Annotated in this window: 15 protein-coding genes; 7 read left to right on the top strand and 8 right to left on the bottom strand. The window is 67.3% G+C overall.

The window, feature by feature from the left end; genetic code table 11:
* Positions 1-816, top strand: an 816-nt coding sequence (locus BLR57_RS13590) for an RNA-guided endonuclease InsQ/TnpB family protein (protein WP_139173350.1), incomplete at its 5' end; no start/stop codon positions are given.
* Here BLR57_RS13590 and BLR57_RS13595 read toward each other — a convergent pair.
* Positions 799-1,716, bottom strand: coding sequence for a mechanosensitive ion channel family protein (locus BLR57_RS13595; protein ID WP_089698422.1), 918 nt, complete (start codon positions 1,714-1,716; stop codon positions 799-801). The genes BLR57_RS13590 and BLR57_RS13595 overlap by 18 nt on opposite strands.
* Positions 1,717-1,819: 103 nt before the next feature.
* Between BLR57_RS13595 and BLR57_RS13600 the strand changes: the two genes are divergently transcribed.
* Positions 1,820-2,038 (top strand): hypothetical protein, encoded by a 219-nt coding sequence (locus BLR57_RS13600; RefSeq protein ID WP_089698424.1) that lies wholly within the window; start codon positions 1,820-1,822, stop codon positions 2,036-2,038.
* 41 nt (positions 2,039-2,079) lie between these two features.
* Here the strand turns inward: BLR57_RS13600 and BLR57_RS13605 are convergent, their stop codons facing one another.
* The 4 genes from BLR57_RS13605 to BLR57_RS13620 all read right to left on the bottom strand — a co-directional run bounded on the left by BLR57_RS13605 (position 2,080) and on the right by BLR57_RS13620 (position 6,365).
* Positions 2,080-2,964 (bottom strand): mechanosensitive ion channel family protein, encoded by an 885-nt coding sequence (locus BLR57_RS13605; RefSeq protein ID WP_089698426.1) that lies wholly within the window; start codon positions 2,962-2,964, stop codon positions 2,080-2,082.
* A gap of 51 nt (positions 2,965-3,015) precedes the next feature.
* A complete protein-coding gene (locus BLR57_RS13610; protein WP_089698427.1) occupies positions 3,016-4,602 on the bottom strand; it encodes a COG1361 S-layer family protein in 1,587 nt (528 codons plus the stop codon).
* 88 nt (positions 4,603-4,690) lie between these two features.
* Positions 4,691-5,485 carry an ABC transporter permease subunit gene (locus tag BLR57_RS13615; protein WP_089698429.1) on the bottom strand — a complete coding sequence of 265 codons (795 nt, stop codon included), beginning with the start codon at positions 5,483-5,485 and terminating at the stop codon, positions 4,691-4,693.
* Positions 5,478-6,365 carry an ABC transporter ATP-binding protein gene (locus BLR57_RS13620; RefSeq protein ID WP_089698431.1) on the bottom strand — a complete coding sequence of 296 codons (888 nt, stop codon included), beginning with the start codon at positions 6,363-6,365 and terminating at the stop codon, positions 5,478-5,480. Before BLR57_RS13620 ends, BLR57_RS13615 begins: the two co-directional genes overlap by 8 nt.
* A 154-nt stretch (positions 6,366-6,519) precedes the next feature.
* Here BLR57_RS13620 and BLR57_RS13625 point away from each other — a divergent pair, with 154 nt between their 5' ends.
* Genes BLR57_RS13625 through BLR57_RS13635 form a run of 3 tightly spaced genes read left to right on the top strand, consistent with a single transcriptional unit; the run spans position 6,520 to position 9,518 of the window.
* Complete coding sequence (locus BLR57_RS13625) at positions 6,520-7,443, top strand: ABC transporter ATP-binding protein (RefSeq protein ID WP_089698433.1); 924 nt, start codon at positions 6,520-6,522, stop codon at positions 7,441-7,443.
* Positions 7,440-9,053: a hypothetical protein gene (locus BLR57_RS13630; RefSeq protein WP_089698436.1), complete on the top strand. Its 1,614-nt coding sequence runs from the start codon at positions 7,440-7,442 to the stop codon at positions 9,051-9,053. Before BLR57_RS13625 ends, BLR57_RS13630 begins: the two co-directional genes overlap by 4 nt.
* A 57-nt stretch (positions 9,054-9,110) precedes the next feature.
* Positions 9,111-9,518, top strand: coding sequence for a DUF7994 family protein (locus BLR57_RS13635; protein ID WP_089698438.1), 408 nt, complete (start codon positions 9,111-9,113; stop codon positions 9,516-9,518).
* Positions 9,519-9,571: 53 nt separating this feature from the next.
* Here the strand turns inward: BLR57_RS13635 and BLR57_RS13640 are convergent, their stop codons facing one another.
* The gene (locus BLR57_RS13640) at positions 9,572-9,991 is read right to left on the bottom strand and encodes a universal stress protein (protein WP_089698440.1); all 420 of its coding nucleotides are present in this window, start codon (positions 9,989-9,991) and stop codon (positions 9,572-9,574) included.
* A 90-nt stretch (positions 9,992-10,081) separates the two neighbouring features.
* Between BLR57_RS13640 and BLR57_RS13645 the strand changes: the two genes are divergently transcribed.
* Complete coding sequence (locus BLR57_RS13645; protein WP_089698442.1) at positions 10,082-10,609, top strand: phosphopantetheine adenylyltransferase; 528 nt, start codon at positions 10,082-10,084, stop codon at positions 10,607-10,609.
* Between the two features lie 44 nt (positions 10,610-10,653).
* Here BLR57_RS13645 and BLR57_RS13650 read toward each other — a convergent pair whose 3' ends face one another.
* Positions 10,654-11,574 (bottom strand): halocyanin domain-containing protein, encoded by a 921-nt coding sequence (locus BLR57_RS13650; RefSeq protein ID WP_089698444.1) that lies wholly within the window; start codon positions 11,572-11,574, stop codon positions 10,654-10,656.
* A 224-nt stretch (positions 11,575-11,798) separates the two neighbouring features.
* Between BLR57_RS13650 and BLR57_RS13655 the strand changes: the two genes are divergently transcribed.
* Positions 11,799-12,671 carry a DUF5518 domain-containing protein gene (locus BLR57_RS13655; protein WP_089698446.1) on the top strand — a complete coding sequence of 291 codons (873 nt, stop codon included), beginning with the start codon at positions 11,799-11,801 and terminating at the stop codon, positions 12,669-12,671.
* 122 nt (positions 12,672-12,793) lie between these two features.
* Here BLR57_RS13655 and BLR57_RS13660 read toward each other — a convergent pair whose 3' ends face one another.
* On the bottom strand, positions 12,794-13,699 hold the full coding sequence (locus tag BLR57_RS13660; RefSeq protein WP_089698448.1) for a DUF7551 domain-containing protein: 906 nt from the start codon (positions 13,697-13,699) through the stop codon (positions 12,794-12,796).
* Positions 13,700-13,753: the final 54 nt, after the last annotated feature.

The raw sequence follows: 13,753 nt of genomic DNA on the forward strand, positions 1-13,753 counted from the left end.
CAGTACGACCGCCAAACGGAGTCGTTCTACCTCCACGCACGGATGCGCCGAACCACGGACGAGCAAGAACAGTCCACAACTGATTCTCCCGACGCCAAGCACAGAACAGTCCTTGGTGTTGACCTGAACGTGGACGGCTCGCTCGCCGTGACTTCCACAGGCGCGTTCATCGGGAACGCCGACGAGATGAACCACCGACGCCGAGAGTTTGAGAAGACTCGCGGGTCGATGCAACAGATAGGCACTCGGTCGGCACATCTGTCGATTCAGTCGATGAAAGACCGCGAACACCGCTGGATGCAGGACGAAATCCACCGTGTCTCGAACCAGATTCTCGAAGAAGCCTCCGACCACGGATGTACACATATCGCCTTCGAGAATCTGACCGATATTCGTGACCGGATGGCTGGTGCAAAGCGATTCCATGCGTGGGCGTTCCGACGGCTCTACCAGTACGTCGAATACAAAGCCGAAATGGACGGCATCGAGGTTAAGCAGGTGAGTCCTGCGTACACGTCTCAGCGGTGTTCGTCATGTGGGTTTACGCATGAGTCGAATCGGCGGTCGAAACACCAGTTCGTGTGTCAGAAGTGCGAGTACGAACTGAACGCGGACTACAACGCGAGTAAGAACATCGCTCGCAAACTTCTCAAGAAACTCCGCTCGGGGCAGAAGTCTCCGAGTGGAGGCGCACCCTGTCAGTGTGCGCTCGCGTCAGGGACGCTGAACCTGAATGGTGATTTCCACACCTACTCCATTACGGAGTCAGAAGGGGAGTCCACTGACAAGCCCACGACTTCAGTCGTGGGTTACTGACTCCGACTTGAGTGGCTCCGTCGACTGTCGGTCCGCACCCCGGATGTCGATACTCCCCGTGAGCTGTTGGTACGGATACGGCATCTCGATGCCCGCCTGGTCGAACCGCTCTTTGACCCCTTGGATGTACTCCGAGCGCACCTTGCTCAGATCGAGCTGTGCGGGGTCGCGGACCCAAAAGCGCGCCTGCAGCGTGACGGCCGACGGGGCCAAGTCTTGGACCCGCACACTCGGCCGGGGTCGGTCGAGGATGTCCGGATGCGCCAGTGCCTCGTCGACGATAATCCGCTTTGCCTCCTCTAGGTCGCTCTCGTAGCCGACGCCGAACTGGTAGGTCGAGCGGAGATGTTCCTTGGCGACGGGGTTCGTGACCGCGTTGGCCGTCAGCTCGGAGTTCGGTACCGAGATGAGTTCGTTGTTGAACGTGTGGACCCGCGTGACCCGGAAGCTGATGTCTTCGATGATGCCCTCCTGGCCGTTCCACTGGATCCAGTCGCCGATGTTGAACTTCGGGTCGGCGACGATGAAGACACCGCTGACGAGGTTGTTCAGCACGTCTTTCGACGCGAAACCGATAGCGATAGTCGCACCCGCGACGACCGCCTCCGTCGCCTGGAGGAAGTCGCTGAAGTCCGAGGCGACCGCGGCGTTGAACAGCGCGAAGATCGTGATACCCGCGTGCAACACCTTCAAGAAGGGGAGTTCGAAGGTGTCGTTCGTCCCCGCCCAGTCCATCAGCCGTCGCGCACCGGGGACGACGAGAAACCGGCCGGGGAGGTAGATGAGGAGGGCCGTCACGACGAACAGTCCCGCGCCTTCGAGAAACGGGGCGAGTCGCCCCGCCCACAGGTCGAGGAGGTCCTGCAGCCACGGCGTCTGTGGGAGCGTCTGAAACCACATGGACAGAGGCTGACGCGGGGCGGGCAAGAAGCCACGGGATAGCGATAGCCCCACGTGAGAGACGAAAGAGATAGACCGTCGGCGAGTGACACCTCCAGTACCGATGTCTTTCGGCGACGACGCACCCGACCGGCTCGCGTACGACCTCGCACAGAGTGACTTCGACGCCGTCGAACGCGACGGCTACCGCGCCGAGTGGGGTGACGACGACTCGACGGTCGACGTCCTCGCGCTCGGCGGCGACGAGCGGATCGTCTACGACGCCGAAGACCTCCTCCGCGCGGAGTCGGACACCGAAGTGCGCAACGCGCGGAACGTCTGAGCGGACGCGAGCAACCGTGAGCGACTGCGAGCGACCGGCCGTCACTCCGACCGGTCGACGTCGACGCGACCCAGTAGCTCCCGCTTCGACGGCGGCGCGATGGTCAGGCCGGCGGCGTCGAAGCGGCTTTTCACCGAGCGGGCGAACGCCGAGCGGACGGCGAAGACGTCCCGGCGGTCGGGGTCGTCGAGCCAGTAGTGGACGCGGAGGACGACCGCGTCGCTCCCGAACTCGTCGACGTAGACGCGCGGACTCGGCGCGTCGAGGATGGTCTCCAGTTCGTCGGCGGCCGCTTGCAGCTGTCGGAGTGCCTCGCCCACGTCGTCCTCGTACGCGATGGCGACGGTGTCCACGATCTGGTATCGGCCGTGGCCGAACGGCCGGGTGATGGACTGACTCGTCAGCACGGTGTTCGGAATCGTCACCAGTTTGCCGCTGGGTGTCTGGACGCGAGTGACCCGGAGCGTGATGGAGCGAATCGTCCCCTCGCCGTCGGCCCACTCGATGTAGTCGCCGATGTTGAACTCGGGGTCGAGCACGAGCACGATGCCGCTGACGAGCGAGCCGATGAGTGCCTGCGCCGCGACACCGATTGCGAGCGTCGCGGCCGCGATGACCAGCGCGGAGTTCGTCAGAAAGCCGCTGTAGCCAGCGACACCCGCGCCGACGGCGACGGCGACGGCGAGCATCACGAGCTGGACGTAGCGCGAGACGGCCTCCTCCAGCGTCGCATTGTTTCGGTTTCGCCGCCGGACGACGCGGGTGACGAGCGGTTCGACGAGATAGACGCCGACGAACAACGCGACGACGACGCCCGCACAGAACCACGCGAGCCGGACGAGGGTCGGCCAGTAATCGGCGAGTGCCTCGGGACCGAGAGTGACCAGTGGGGCAGAGAGCACGAGACCGTGTCCGACGAGAACCATGTTCTCAGTACCCCCGCAGCGGCCAAAAGTCCGCTCGTGGGTGTCGGTGGGTCATCGTCGCAGCCACCACCAGCCCGCACCGAGGACGACGAGGACGACGACGATACCGAGTCCCAGCACCTCCACGTCGCTGTTGCCCGTCTCGGGTTCGACGACGCTGACGGCGACCGCGTGCGGACCCGAAGTAAAGGGGTCGTCGTCGATGGTCTCGCCGGTGACGTTGACGACGACCGCGTGGGTGTTGGCGACGGCGTCTTCCGAGACGGTGAGTTCGAAGTAGACGGTCGCCGACTCGCCGGGCGCGAGGCTCGCGACGTAGGAGGTCGGTGCGTCGCTGGTGAACGGCGCGTCCGCGAGCAGTCGGGCGTCGAGTTCCGACAGCGGCTCGTCGCCGACGTTGGTCAGCCGGACCGCGAGGCGGTTGCCCGAGTCGACGTCGAACGTCGCGTTCACCGGCTCGACCGCGAGCCGGTCGACTTCGGGACCGACGGGGCGGGTGAGCCGGAGCGGCTCGCTCGTCCGCGCGTTCCCGTCTTCGGTCTCGTGAGTGACAGTGAGGCTGACGCTCCGCGGGCCGCTCTCGGCCGTTCTCGGCACGTCGACCCTGAAGCCGACGGGCATCCGCTCGCCCGCTGCGAGCGTCCCGACCGGATACGACGGCTCGGGGAACGTCAGCGACGGCGACGACGACTCGACGTGGACGACCGCGTCGTAGACGGTTCTGTCGCCCTCGTTGACGACGGTCACGTCGAGCGTCCCCCGTTCGCCGACCGCGAGGTCCGAGCGGACGTCGGCGAGCGCGAAGGGGACGCGTGCGAGCGGTGTGACGCCGACGGCGTCCGTCCCGGTCGACATCAGTCGGCCGTCGGCGTCGGTGAAGGTCGTCGTCACCTCGAAGCTGTAGGGCTGGGGTCGGACGCTCTCGCTCGCGGTGACGACGTACGACACCTGCCGCGTCTCGCCGGACGCCCACGTCCCGACGTAGCGGCTGCCGGTCGGCGCGCCGTCGACGGTCAACCCGGCCGCCGTGGACGTGAGCGACACCCGCGCGTCGCGGGCCGTCTCGCGGCCGACGTTCTCCATCTCGACGGTGACGAGACCGGTGCTGCCCGGTTGGAGATCCGTCGTCGCGCCGCCGACCGCGAAGCGCGGGCGGTCCTCGATGCGGAGCGTGACGCGCGCCCGCTTCGTCCGCTGTTCCTCGTCGACGCTTCCCTCGTCGCTGACGGACTCGGCGTAGCTGTAGCGGACGACGACCGGGAGCCGGTAGGTCCCCGGCCGGGCGTCTTCGTCGACCGTGATGTCGACAGCCGCCGTCCCGACCGCGCCGTCCGGGAGCCCGCCGAGGGACTGCCGTCCGGTCTCGATGGAGACGGGCGCGTCGCCGGGACGGACCTCGACGGTGACGCCGCGGGCGGTCGTCACCTGCGCGTTCAACGCCGGGTTCGTCGTCGACGCACGGTCGAGGTCGGCGTCGTTGGTGACGGCGATCCGCAGCGTCGTCTCGTCGCCGACGCCGACGATGTACTGCGGAAGCGTCACCTGAATGCGGGGCGAGCCTTCAACCTCGGCGACGGCAGGGACCGAAGCGACCAGCAGGCTGACGACGAGCACGACTGCGAGGAGCCGACGGCTCATCGCCGGACCTCCCCGTGACGCACGGTGGTGTCTGGTCGTGGTCGACGGTCGGTACGGACCGGTGGTAGGGGGTGTGAGCGGATGTGCGTCATATGTCTGTCTCCTGGAACAGCTTGCAGCTGACGACGACGAGGACGATGGCGGCCACGAGGAGCACGAACGCGCCGCCGACGTCGACCGTCGAGTCGACGAGTATCTCGGTCGGGTCGAAGTAGCGCGTCGGACTCAGCGTGCCGAGCCACTCGAAGTCCGTCCCCGCCGTCACCGTGTCGACGAGGAAGAGCGCGAAGACGGCGGCCAGGCTCCCGCGCTGGGCGAGGTCGGCACGCTTGATGAGCACCGAGAGCAGGACGCCGATGGCCGCACAGACGAGGAGATACGGAACCGAGAGGAGATGGACGAGGAGGACGTCGCCGAAGTCCAAGGGTTCGTCGATGGCGACCGCGCCGGCCAGGACGAACAGCGGGACGACGAGGTTCAAGAGCGCGATCGGAACCAAGAGCGAGAGCGTCTTCTCGACGAGGACGGTCGTCCGCGAGACGGGTGTCGCGAGGACGACGTCCATCCGGCCGCTCTCGATGTCGCCCGCGACGGTGTTGCCCGCGACGTAGGCGACGTACAGCCCGAGCATCAAGAGCCAGATGAACTGGTAGATCTCCGTCGAGAGAAAGCCCTCCAAGGTACTCAAGGCGGCCCCGTCGACGCCGAACCCCTCCTGAAACGCCGGGGGGAGGTTCTCGACGTAGGCCTCGAAGTCGACGCCCGACGCCTCGATGGAGGGGAAGATGCCGACGATGAGCAGGGTGAAGACGCCGACGCCCAGCGTGAGCGCGAGCGACCCCTTCGCGCGGCGGCGCGCCTCGTAGCGGGTTATCTCAAGCATCCTCTTCCTCCCCGTAGAAGTGCATGAACACGTCTTCCAGCGGCGGCTCTTCGATGTCGAGGTCGACCACGTCGTACGCGGCGAGGAGCGCGACGAGGTCGTTGTAGTCGCCGGTAAAGGTGAACCGCGCCTCGTTGCCCGCGCGTTCGAGGTCGACGACGCCGTCGAAGTCGAGGTCGGCCGCGTCGAGCGGGTCGGCGGTGTGGACGCGGACGAGCTTCCCGCCGCGTTCGAGCAGCGTCCCGACGTCTTCGAGCGCGACAAGCGTCCCGTTGCGGATGACGCCGACACGGTCGCAGACGCGGCGGACCTCCCCGAGGATGTGCGAGGAGAAGAGGACGGTCGTCCCCCGGTCGCGCTCGGCGCGCAGGAACTCGTTGAACCGCTCCTGCTTGATGGGGTCGAGTCCGGCCGTCGGTTCGTCCATGATGACGAGGTCGGGGTCGTGCATGAACGTCTGGACGATGCCGAGCATCTGCTTGTTGCCCGTCGAGTAGGTGCTGATTTTGCGGTCCAGCGGCGGGGTGAACATCGCGAGCAGTTCGTCACGCCGGTCGTCGCCTTTCAGCGAGGCGTGGAAGTCGAGATAGACCTCGCCGGTGACGTTCTCGTCGAAGCTGGGTGTCGCCGGGAGATAGCCGATTCGGGCCTTGGCCTCGCGGAGCGCGCGCTCGTCGGCGATGTCGTGGCCGAGGAGGGTCGCACCGCCAGCCGTGGGCGTCTGAAAGCCGAGCAGTGCGCGGATGGTCGTCGTCTTCCCCGCGCCGTTGGGACCGAGATAGCCGAATATCTCGCCTTCTTCGACCTCGAAGGAGAGGTCGTCGACCGCGACGACGTCGCCGTAATGTTTGCTCAGATGTGAGACCTCAATCGCGCCCATACGAGAATGTACGCTCTCTGAGACGATAAGCGGTGAGCGACGTTCTCGGTCGGTGAGAAACCGACGGACATCGCTCGGAACCCGTCGCTGGCGACGAAGCCACTCTGTCACGTCGTACGAGTTATACGCCTCGGCCGAGACGGTTCGCGCAGAGATGCCCTCCACCGATACCGACGCGCTCGCCATCGAGGCGACCGACCTCCGGAAGACCTACGGAGACGAGATCGCCCTCGACGGCGTCTCACTGTCGATTCCGACCGGAACCGTCTACGGCTTTCTCGGCCCGAACGGGGCGGGCAAGACGACGACGATGCGTCTCCTGACCGGCCTCTCGAAACCGACGAGCGGGACGGTCCGCGTCTGTGGCACGGCCGTCGACGACCGGCGAGCGGTCGTTCCCCATCTCGGCTATCTGCCGGAGACGCCGCCGCTGTACGAGGAGTTCAGTGCGCGCGAGCAGTTGGAGTACACCGCCGAACTCCGCGACATCCCGCGGGAGGCGGCCGAAGACCGCATCGCCGAGTTCCTCGACGAGTTCGACCTCGCCGCCGACGCCGACAAGCGAATCGGGACGTACTCGAAGGGGATGAAACAGAAGACGGCGTTCATCCAGGCCGTCCTGCACGACCCCGACGTGGTCTTCCTGGACGAGCCGACGAGCGGTCTCGACCCCCGCGCTGCACGGGGGCTTCGGGAGTCCATCGTCGGTCTCGCCGAGCGGGGGACGACCGTCTTCCTCTCGACGCACATCCTGCCCGTCGTCGAGGCCGTCGCCGACGAGGTCGGCGTCCTGTTCGAGGGCCGCGTCGTCGCCGAGGGGACACCCGCGGAGCTGACCGCCCGCGCGGAGACGGGGTCCGGTGGCTCGCTCGAAGACGCCTTCCTCGCGGTCACGGGCGGCGAGTCGGCGGAACGTGACCGGGTCGGAGCGCGTGCGGAAAGCGAGTCCGAGCCGGGCGACGAGAGCGAGTCCAAGCCGGGCGACGAGAGCGAGTCCGAGCCGGGCGACGAGAGCGGCTCGACTGGCGTGGGCGCGGCTCGGTCGACGCCGACCGGCGACGGCGGAGCCGACGAATGAACGGCCAGACCGACCTGCGGCACGGTCTCCGTATCGGCCGCGCCGAGTTCCTCCGGAGCCTCCGGAGCTACTTCGGGAGCACCCGGCGGATACTGGGCTTTTTCGTCGTCCTGTTGGTTCTCGGGGGGAACGCCCTGCTGTCGCTTCCGGCGGTGTTCCTGCTCGCCCGACAGGTCGAGTCCGTGGCGGCGATTCCGCTCTTCGGCCCGCTTGCGACGGCGCTCCCGGTCGGCTTGCTCCTGCTTGCGGCGTTGCGAACGGTCGAGCGGATCAGCGGCGTCGACGGCGAGGAGAACCTCTTGACGACGGTGCATCCGCGCGCGCTCATCGTCGGCCTCCTCCTCGCGGAACTCGCGCGGCTGACCCTGTGGTTCGGCGTGCCGATTGTACTCACGGCGGCCGTGTTCGCGGCGGGAGTCGGCGCGCCGACGCTCGTCGTCACCACCCTCGTCGTGGTGGCTCCGCTAATCTGCTGTACGGCCGTCTGGGGCTACGCGCTCGGGATGGCCGTCCTCCGGCTGCTCCGACGGCTCCCGACCGTCCGACGGCTGGCGAAGGTCGGCGGGGTTCTCCTGTTCGTCGCCGTCATCGTCGGCTCGCAGATGGCCGGGCAGTTCGCGGCGACGACGGACGTCTCGCTGACCTCGATTCTCACCGTTCTCACCGTCGGCCCGCTGACCGAGTACGTCGCCCTCGCCTTCGTCGGCACGCCGCTGTCGCCACCGACGGGCGTCGGCGGCGTCGCGGTGCTCGTCGGCTGGGTCGCGCTGACGCCGGTCGGTCTCGTCGTCGCCGAGCGGCAGGCGACGGCACTGTGGTTCTCCGACGGGCCGGTGCGCCGCGAGCGGTCGGCGGCGGCCGACGAATCCGCCCGGCAGCCGAAACATTTCTCGCCGCCGAGACCGCTCGCCTGGCACACCGCGGGACACGTCGCCTGGGGCATCATCGTCCGGGCGATCCGCAAGCCGCAAGAGCTGGTCCATCTCGTCGCCATCGTCTTCTTCGTCGGGCCGGTCGCCGGGACGTTGCTGCAGGACGGGGCACTCAACGTGCCGGTCCTCGCCGGTGCGGGCGTCGTCCTCGGGACGTATCTCTCGGGGGCGACGTTCGGGCTGAACCCCCTCGGCGACGACCGCCCGCAGTTCCCGCTCCTCTTGCTCACGGCGGCGAGACCGCGGACGTACGTCCACGGCCGTATCGTCGCCGGACTCGCCGTCGGCGTGCCCGTCGCGGTCGGCGTGCCGCTCGTCGCCGCCGCCCTCGGTGGAACCCCGACAGTCGCCGCCTTCGCCGGGTTCGGTCTCCTGTCGTGTCTCGGTGCCGGGCTACTCGCGCCGGGCGTGGGCTGTCTGTACCCCATCTACGAGGAGCGGGCGGTCTGGGGGACCGAGACCGTCTCGCCGTCGATGCTCGTCGTCATGGGCTTCATGTTCGCGACGATCATCGTGACGGCCCTCGGTCTCGTCGCGCTGTGGACGCTCCTTGGTGGCGGCCATCTGTCGGTCGTCGTGCTCGTGGCACTCGGGGTGTTTCTCCTCATCGTGGTGGGGCTGCCGCTCGTCGCCTACCGGTACGCTGTCCGGCGGTACCGACGGTACACCGTGGACTGACCCCGCGGAGCCGTCGAACCGAGAGGAACTATGTACTCCCCGAGCGACGCGACAGACATGAGACAGTCCTCCTTCCGCTATCTGGGTCTCTTCGACCTCCTCATCGTCGCGGCCTTCACTGCCTTCTTCGGGGTCGAAGCCTTCACGAGGCTGCTCGCCATCCCTGCGATGACGCTCGCAGGCGTCTCCGCGCTCCTCGCGGGCACCGTCTCGCGCATCACGCTCGGGCCGGTGACGGTGACGTGGCGGTATCTCGCCGCGCTCACCTACGCCCTGTTTGCGGTCATCCTCCCGAGCAGTTTCGCACCGAGTGTCCTCACCGGAACGGCAGCGCGACTCGACTGGTTCATGCTCGTCGTCGGGCTGGTAGGCTCGCTGTGTATGCTCTACTTCGCCGCCGCCATCGTTCGCGACGGGGACGGCTTCGTCGTCGAGGAAGACGTCGAGACTGTCGTCGGCTGGTGAGGCGGTCGGTACTCGGGTGAGGTGGCAATCGCTCCGACGAGTCGCCGACGGACTCAGGCACCGGCGTCGACGACGTCCACCGCACAGCTCGCACTCGCTTCGACCTGTCGGCCGACGCCACCGAGATGCTCTCTGTGCTCGCCGTGGGCACCGAGGACGATGCGGTCGGCGTCGAGGTCGGTCGCGTACTCCAGGATGCACTCGTGGGGAACCCCGTGACAGGTGGTGGCGTCGACCGAGATCCCCGCGGCGGTCGCCATCGTGACGATTCGAGAGACGTGCTCGTAGCCGTGGTCTTCGGCGTCGATGGTGGCGAGTTCGCCGGTACTGAGTGCCGGTTCGTCGAACTTCCGGCTGTCGACGACCGAGAGGACGTGCAACGAGTGGTCGCCCTCGGTGGCGAGGTCGATCGCGTGTCTGGCGGCTTCCAGGGAGTGGACACTCCCGTCGGTCGCGAGGAGGATGAGAGCCATGACTAGAGAGACGCTCGCAAACGACATATGGGTTTGCGCGAGCGTGCCTCCACGATACCCTTTATGAGCGTGGCTTACGACCACAGAGCCGTGTCTCAGTCCGAACGCATCGCGGTGGTCGGTGGGACGTTCACCCCGATCCACAACGGCCACCGTGCACTCCTGCACACGGCGTTTCAGACCGCCAGCCACGACGACGGCGGCGACGGCCACGTCGTCGTCGGTCTCACGTCGACGGCGTTGGCGACGCGGACGCGGAGCGATCCGGCGCACGTCGAACTGCTCGGCTCCTTCGAGACGCGCCGCGACGCCCTGGACACGGAGTTAGAGCGCGTGAGTGCCGCCTACTCGGCCTCTTACGAGATCATCGAGTTGACGGACACGCAGGGACCGGCGGCGACGCGTGCCGACGCCGACGCGCTCGTCGTCTCACCCGAGGCGAAGGCCCAACGCCGCGCCCACGAGGTCAACCGGAAGCGGATGACCGACGGGCTTCGGCCGCTCGAAATCCACACCGCGCCGTTCGTCATCGCCGAGGACGGGACGCGGATCAGCAGCACGCGGATTCGAGACGGCGAGATCGACGTTCATGGCCGGGTTTTGGACGACGGCGAGTGAGCCGCCGAGCAGCACTGTCGCCGCACGAACTTGACCGACGGTGACTATTCGACGATGACCGCGCCCTTCATCCCGAGCGACTGGTGCGGTTCACAGGCGTACAGATACACACCGGACTCTTCGAACGTGTGCTCGAACGTCGCGCCCTCCTCGGCTGTCGGCGTACCCGAAGTGACGTCGATGTCTTCGAACGCGACGTTGTGTGGGCCGGCGCCGGTCCACTCCCACGTGATAGTGGTGTCAATCGAGACTTTCAGCACCGGCGGGTCGAACGCGAAGGTCCCTCTGTTGCCCTCGGCACCGACACGAACTGTCGCCGTCTCGGAGTCGGTCTCGTCGGCGACGCTCCCGTCGAAGTTGCCGCTGTCGACGACCCACTCGTCGACTTCCTCGTATCCCGTCGATGGTGGTTCGGCGACGACGACGGCACCTTTCATCCCGTCGCCGTAGTGGGGTTCCGAGACGAACGGATACACGCCCGGTTCGTCGAAGATGTAACTGTACGCGAGGCCCGACGAGCCGTTGGGTCGGCCGCTGTCGAACGTCCCGTCGAGAGCGACGACGTTGTGTTCGCCGTGGCCGGTCCACTCCCACGTGACGCGTGTCATCGGTGCGACCTCGACCGCCGGCGGGTAGAAGGCCAAGCCGCCGTCGGTCGGTTCGCCGACGCTGATGCTTGCGCGCCCGCCGTGGCCGACGCGAGTGATCTCGCCGGGGTAGTGGTTCGCGTCCGAGAGCCAGCCGTCGAGGTCCTCGGGCGGCGTGAGCTCGGTCGCTTCGACACCTGGTTCGTCCGGCGAACACTCCTCGGCCGGCGTGGTGTCGGCGGTGGTGGACTGCTCGGCGTCGGCGGGCGTGTCGCCGTCGCTGTCGGAGACGGCACTGGAGAGACAGCCCGCGACCGACGTGACACTCAGGAGGGCGGCACTGTGCAAGAGTCGTCTGCGGTTGGGGGACCACGTCATTGCACTTCGGCGATACTTACGGCTGATAGCAAAAGAGGGGGTGCGATTCTCAGATTCTGAAAACCGTCTAACAGGTAGTGGACTGTGTCTCGGAGTGACGCGCTCACCGAGGCCACGGAGTTGTCACGCCACGAGTGGCTCGTTGGGCGGCGAACTGCACTATCCAGGCGTATGTCGGTTGGTTGAAAACACTCTTGCCGGCGGCGGTCGACGGGGTAGTCACGATGGCCCTCCACACGACCCTTTACCGGCGCGTGACCGACCCAGACCTCCGACTCGCGACGCTTCTCGGACTCCTCTCGGTTCCCATCACGGGGGCACTCTCGTGGGGAACGGTCCCCGACGAGCGAGTGGTCGCTGGCGGCACCCTCTCGGGGGCTGCGTTGGTTGTCGTTGGCCTCCTCGTCGGCTATCTCTACTACGACCGGCCGACCGACAGGCGACGCGCCGGGATTCGAGCCGGGCTCGCCGCTTCGCTCGCAGTGGTCCCGGTGTATCTGGCCACCATGGTCTCGACGGTCGAGTCGTCGTCGCCGACAATCGCCGCCGTGAGCGTGGTCGTGACGCCCATCGGCATCGCCATCGGCACAGGCTTCGTCGTCCTCGTCGTGTCCGTGACTGCCGTCGTCGGCGACCGACTCGCCGCAGTCCGGTCGTGGCGTGCGGAGGTACGGGAGCCGGGACGTGTGCGACAGCAGGAGACAGACGGGTCGAGCTGGTGGCTGTACGTGGCCGTGTACGTCGCGCTCGTGCCAGTGGCGGCCGGCTACGTCTTCGGAATCGTCCCGAGGGACCTCGGCAGTGGTCTCGTGGGGGCACTCCTGGTGTTGCTCACGACGGTCGTTGCGGCACTCGCGCTCGTCTCCGTCTACAGGGACGCGAAACGGCTCTACGAGGACGGCTCACCGTGGGTTCCGAACGTCCTCGCGTACGTCGGTGTCCCCGTCGCCGCGTTCGTCGTCGGGTACTACGTCACGACGCTCAGCGCGTGGGAGGCCCCAGCCGCGGCGGTCGGCCAGTACAGCTTCATCGGCGTCTGCTGGGCCGTCGCGGTCGTCTATCTCGTCGACCGGAGACGCGCTACGACAGCGGCGTGATCGGCCGACCCTCTCGGCGACGACGCCCGGAGAGATCGGGGCCGTCCCCTGATGTTCGGCGACGTACAGGCCGAGAAGATACTGGTTGGGCTTACTCATGGGTGGGGACCTCCACCGGCATGCTACACCGCCGACTCGATAGGGACGCTCGTGAGGTCACTCGGCCCGCCGTCTCGTGAGTGGACGAGCGTCAATTGCCAGTCGTCGTCGTCGATGACGCGAACCGACGAAAGCGGCCATGCAGACTCCCGTCGATAGACTCCGAGGACGAGCGGCAGCACCGGAAGCCGCCCGTCTCGGGGCGACAGGGCGTAGTCCGAGACGCGGACGACGATCGTCCGCGTCCCCGAATCGAGGTCGACCGAGGGAGGGCCACAGCGGTACGCCGAGAGCAGGCCATTCCCCTCGAGCGTCGCCAGCGCGGCCGAAACCGCGTCGTCGTTCGACTCGGCCGCGGGGAGGAGGGTCGCCGCCTCGGCGAGGACGTCGGCCTGCTCCGACGGCGTCAGCCGGCTATCGAGTTCAGCGGCCATGCTCTCGAGGAGACAGAGACAGAGTTCGTCGGGGTCCCGAACCGTCTCGGCTAACTCGAAGTAGGCGTCCATGACCGCCGTCTCGACGGCTCTGTGCCCTGCATCACAGAGTGCCTCGAACACGCTCGCGGCGACCTGGTGACAGAACTCGACCAGCGGCGGCTGGCCGACGGCCGCCGAGTCGGCTGACGGCTCCAGCGTCGGAGCCGCCGTCTCGTCGGTGTCGCGGTCTCGGCTGTCGGTTCCGTACACTCCCGTCTCGTGGGAGACGACGAGGGCGTAGTGGGGCAGCTGTGGGTCGTACCGTCGCAGTGCGGCGCGGTACTGTGTGGCCGCGGCGACGGCACGTTCGGCGAGCGTGCGGCTCGCGAAGCGTTTCCCGGCGACCGGGACCGGACGCTCTCCCGTCCGGCTACAGTGGACGACGTACCGTCCGTCGGGAGCGGCGAGCGATTCGACGTGTTCGCGGATCGCGGCGAGTGTCGTTCCGACCATCGTGGGTTACTCCACGTTCCACCCGACCCACGTGGGCCGCGTGCAGTGTCCGTC

This window comes from Halogranum gelatinilyticum (assembly GCF_900103715.1).
Classification (GTDB): domain Archaea; phylum Halobacteriota; class Halobacteria; order Halobacteriales; family Haloferacaceae; genus Halogranum; species Halogranum gelatinilyticum.

Coding starts and splice junctions, on each gene's coding strand:
- BLR57_RS13650 (WP_089698444.1), bottom strand. CDS start 11,574: ATGACGTGGTCCCCCAACCGCAGACGACTCTTGCACAGTGCCGCCCTC.
- BLR57_RS13605 (WP_089698426.1), bottom strand. CDS start 2,964: ATGGTTCTCGTCGGACACGGTCTCGTGCTCTCTGCCCCACTGGTCACT.
- BLR57_RS13600 (WP_089698424.1), top strand. CDS start 1,820: ATGTCTTTCGGCGACGACGCACCCGACCGGCTCGCGTACGACCTCGCA.
- BLR57_RS13610 (WP_089698427.1), bottom strand. CDS start 4,602: ATGAGCCGTCGGCTCCTCGCAGTCGTGCTCGTCGTCAGCCTGCTGGTC.
- BLR57_RS13660 (WP_089698448.1), bottom strand. CDS start 13,699: ATGGTCGGAACGACACTCGCCGCGATCCGCGAACACGTCGAATCGCTC.
- BLR57_RS13625 (WP_089698433.1), top strand. CDS start 6,520: ATGCCCTCCACCGATACCGACGCGCTCGCCATCGAGGCGACCGACCTC.
- BLR57_RS13630 (WP_089698436.1), top strand. CDS start 7,440: ATGAACGGCCAGACCGACCTGCGGCACGGTCTCCGTATCGGCCGCGCC.
- BLR57_RS13620 (WP_089698431.1), bottom strand. CDS start 6,365: ATGGGCGCGATTGAGGTCTCACATCTGAGCAAACATTACGGCGACGTC.
- BLR57_RS13640 (WP_089698440.1), bottom strand. CDS start 9,991: ATGGCTCTCATCCTCCTCGCGACCGACGGGAGTGTCCACTCCCTGGAA.
- BLR57_RS13655 (WP_089698446.1), top strand. CDS start 11,799: ATGGCCCTCCACACGACCCTTTACCGGCGCGTGACCGACCCAGACCTC.
- BLR57_RS13595 (WP_089698422.1), bottom strand. CDS start 1,716: ATGTGGTTTCAGACGCTCCCACAGACGCCGTGGCTGCAGGACCTCCTC.
- BLR57_RS13615 (WP_089698429.1), bottom strand. CDS start 5,485: ATGCTTGAGATAACCCGCTACGAGGCGCGCCGCCGCGCGAAGGGGTCG.
- BLR57_RS13635 (WP_089698438.1), top strand. CDS start 9,111: ATGAGACAGTCCTCCTTCCGCTATCTGGGTCTCTTCGACCTCCTCATC.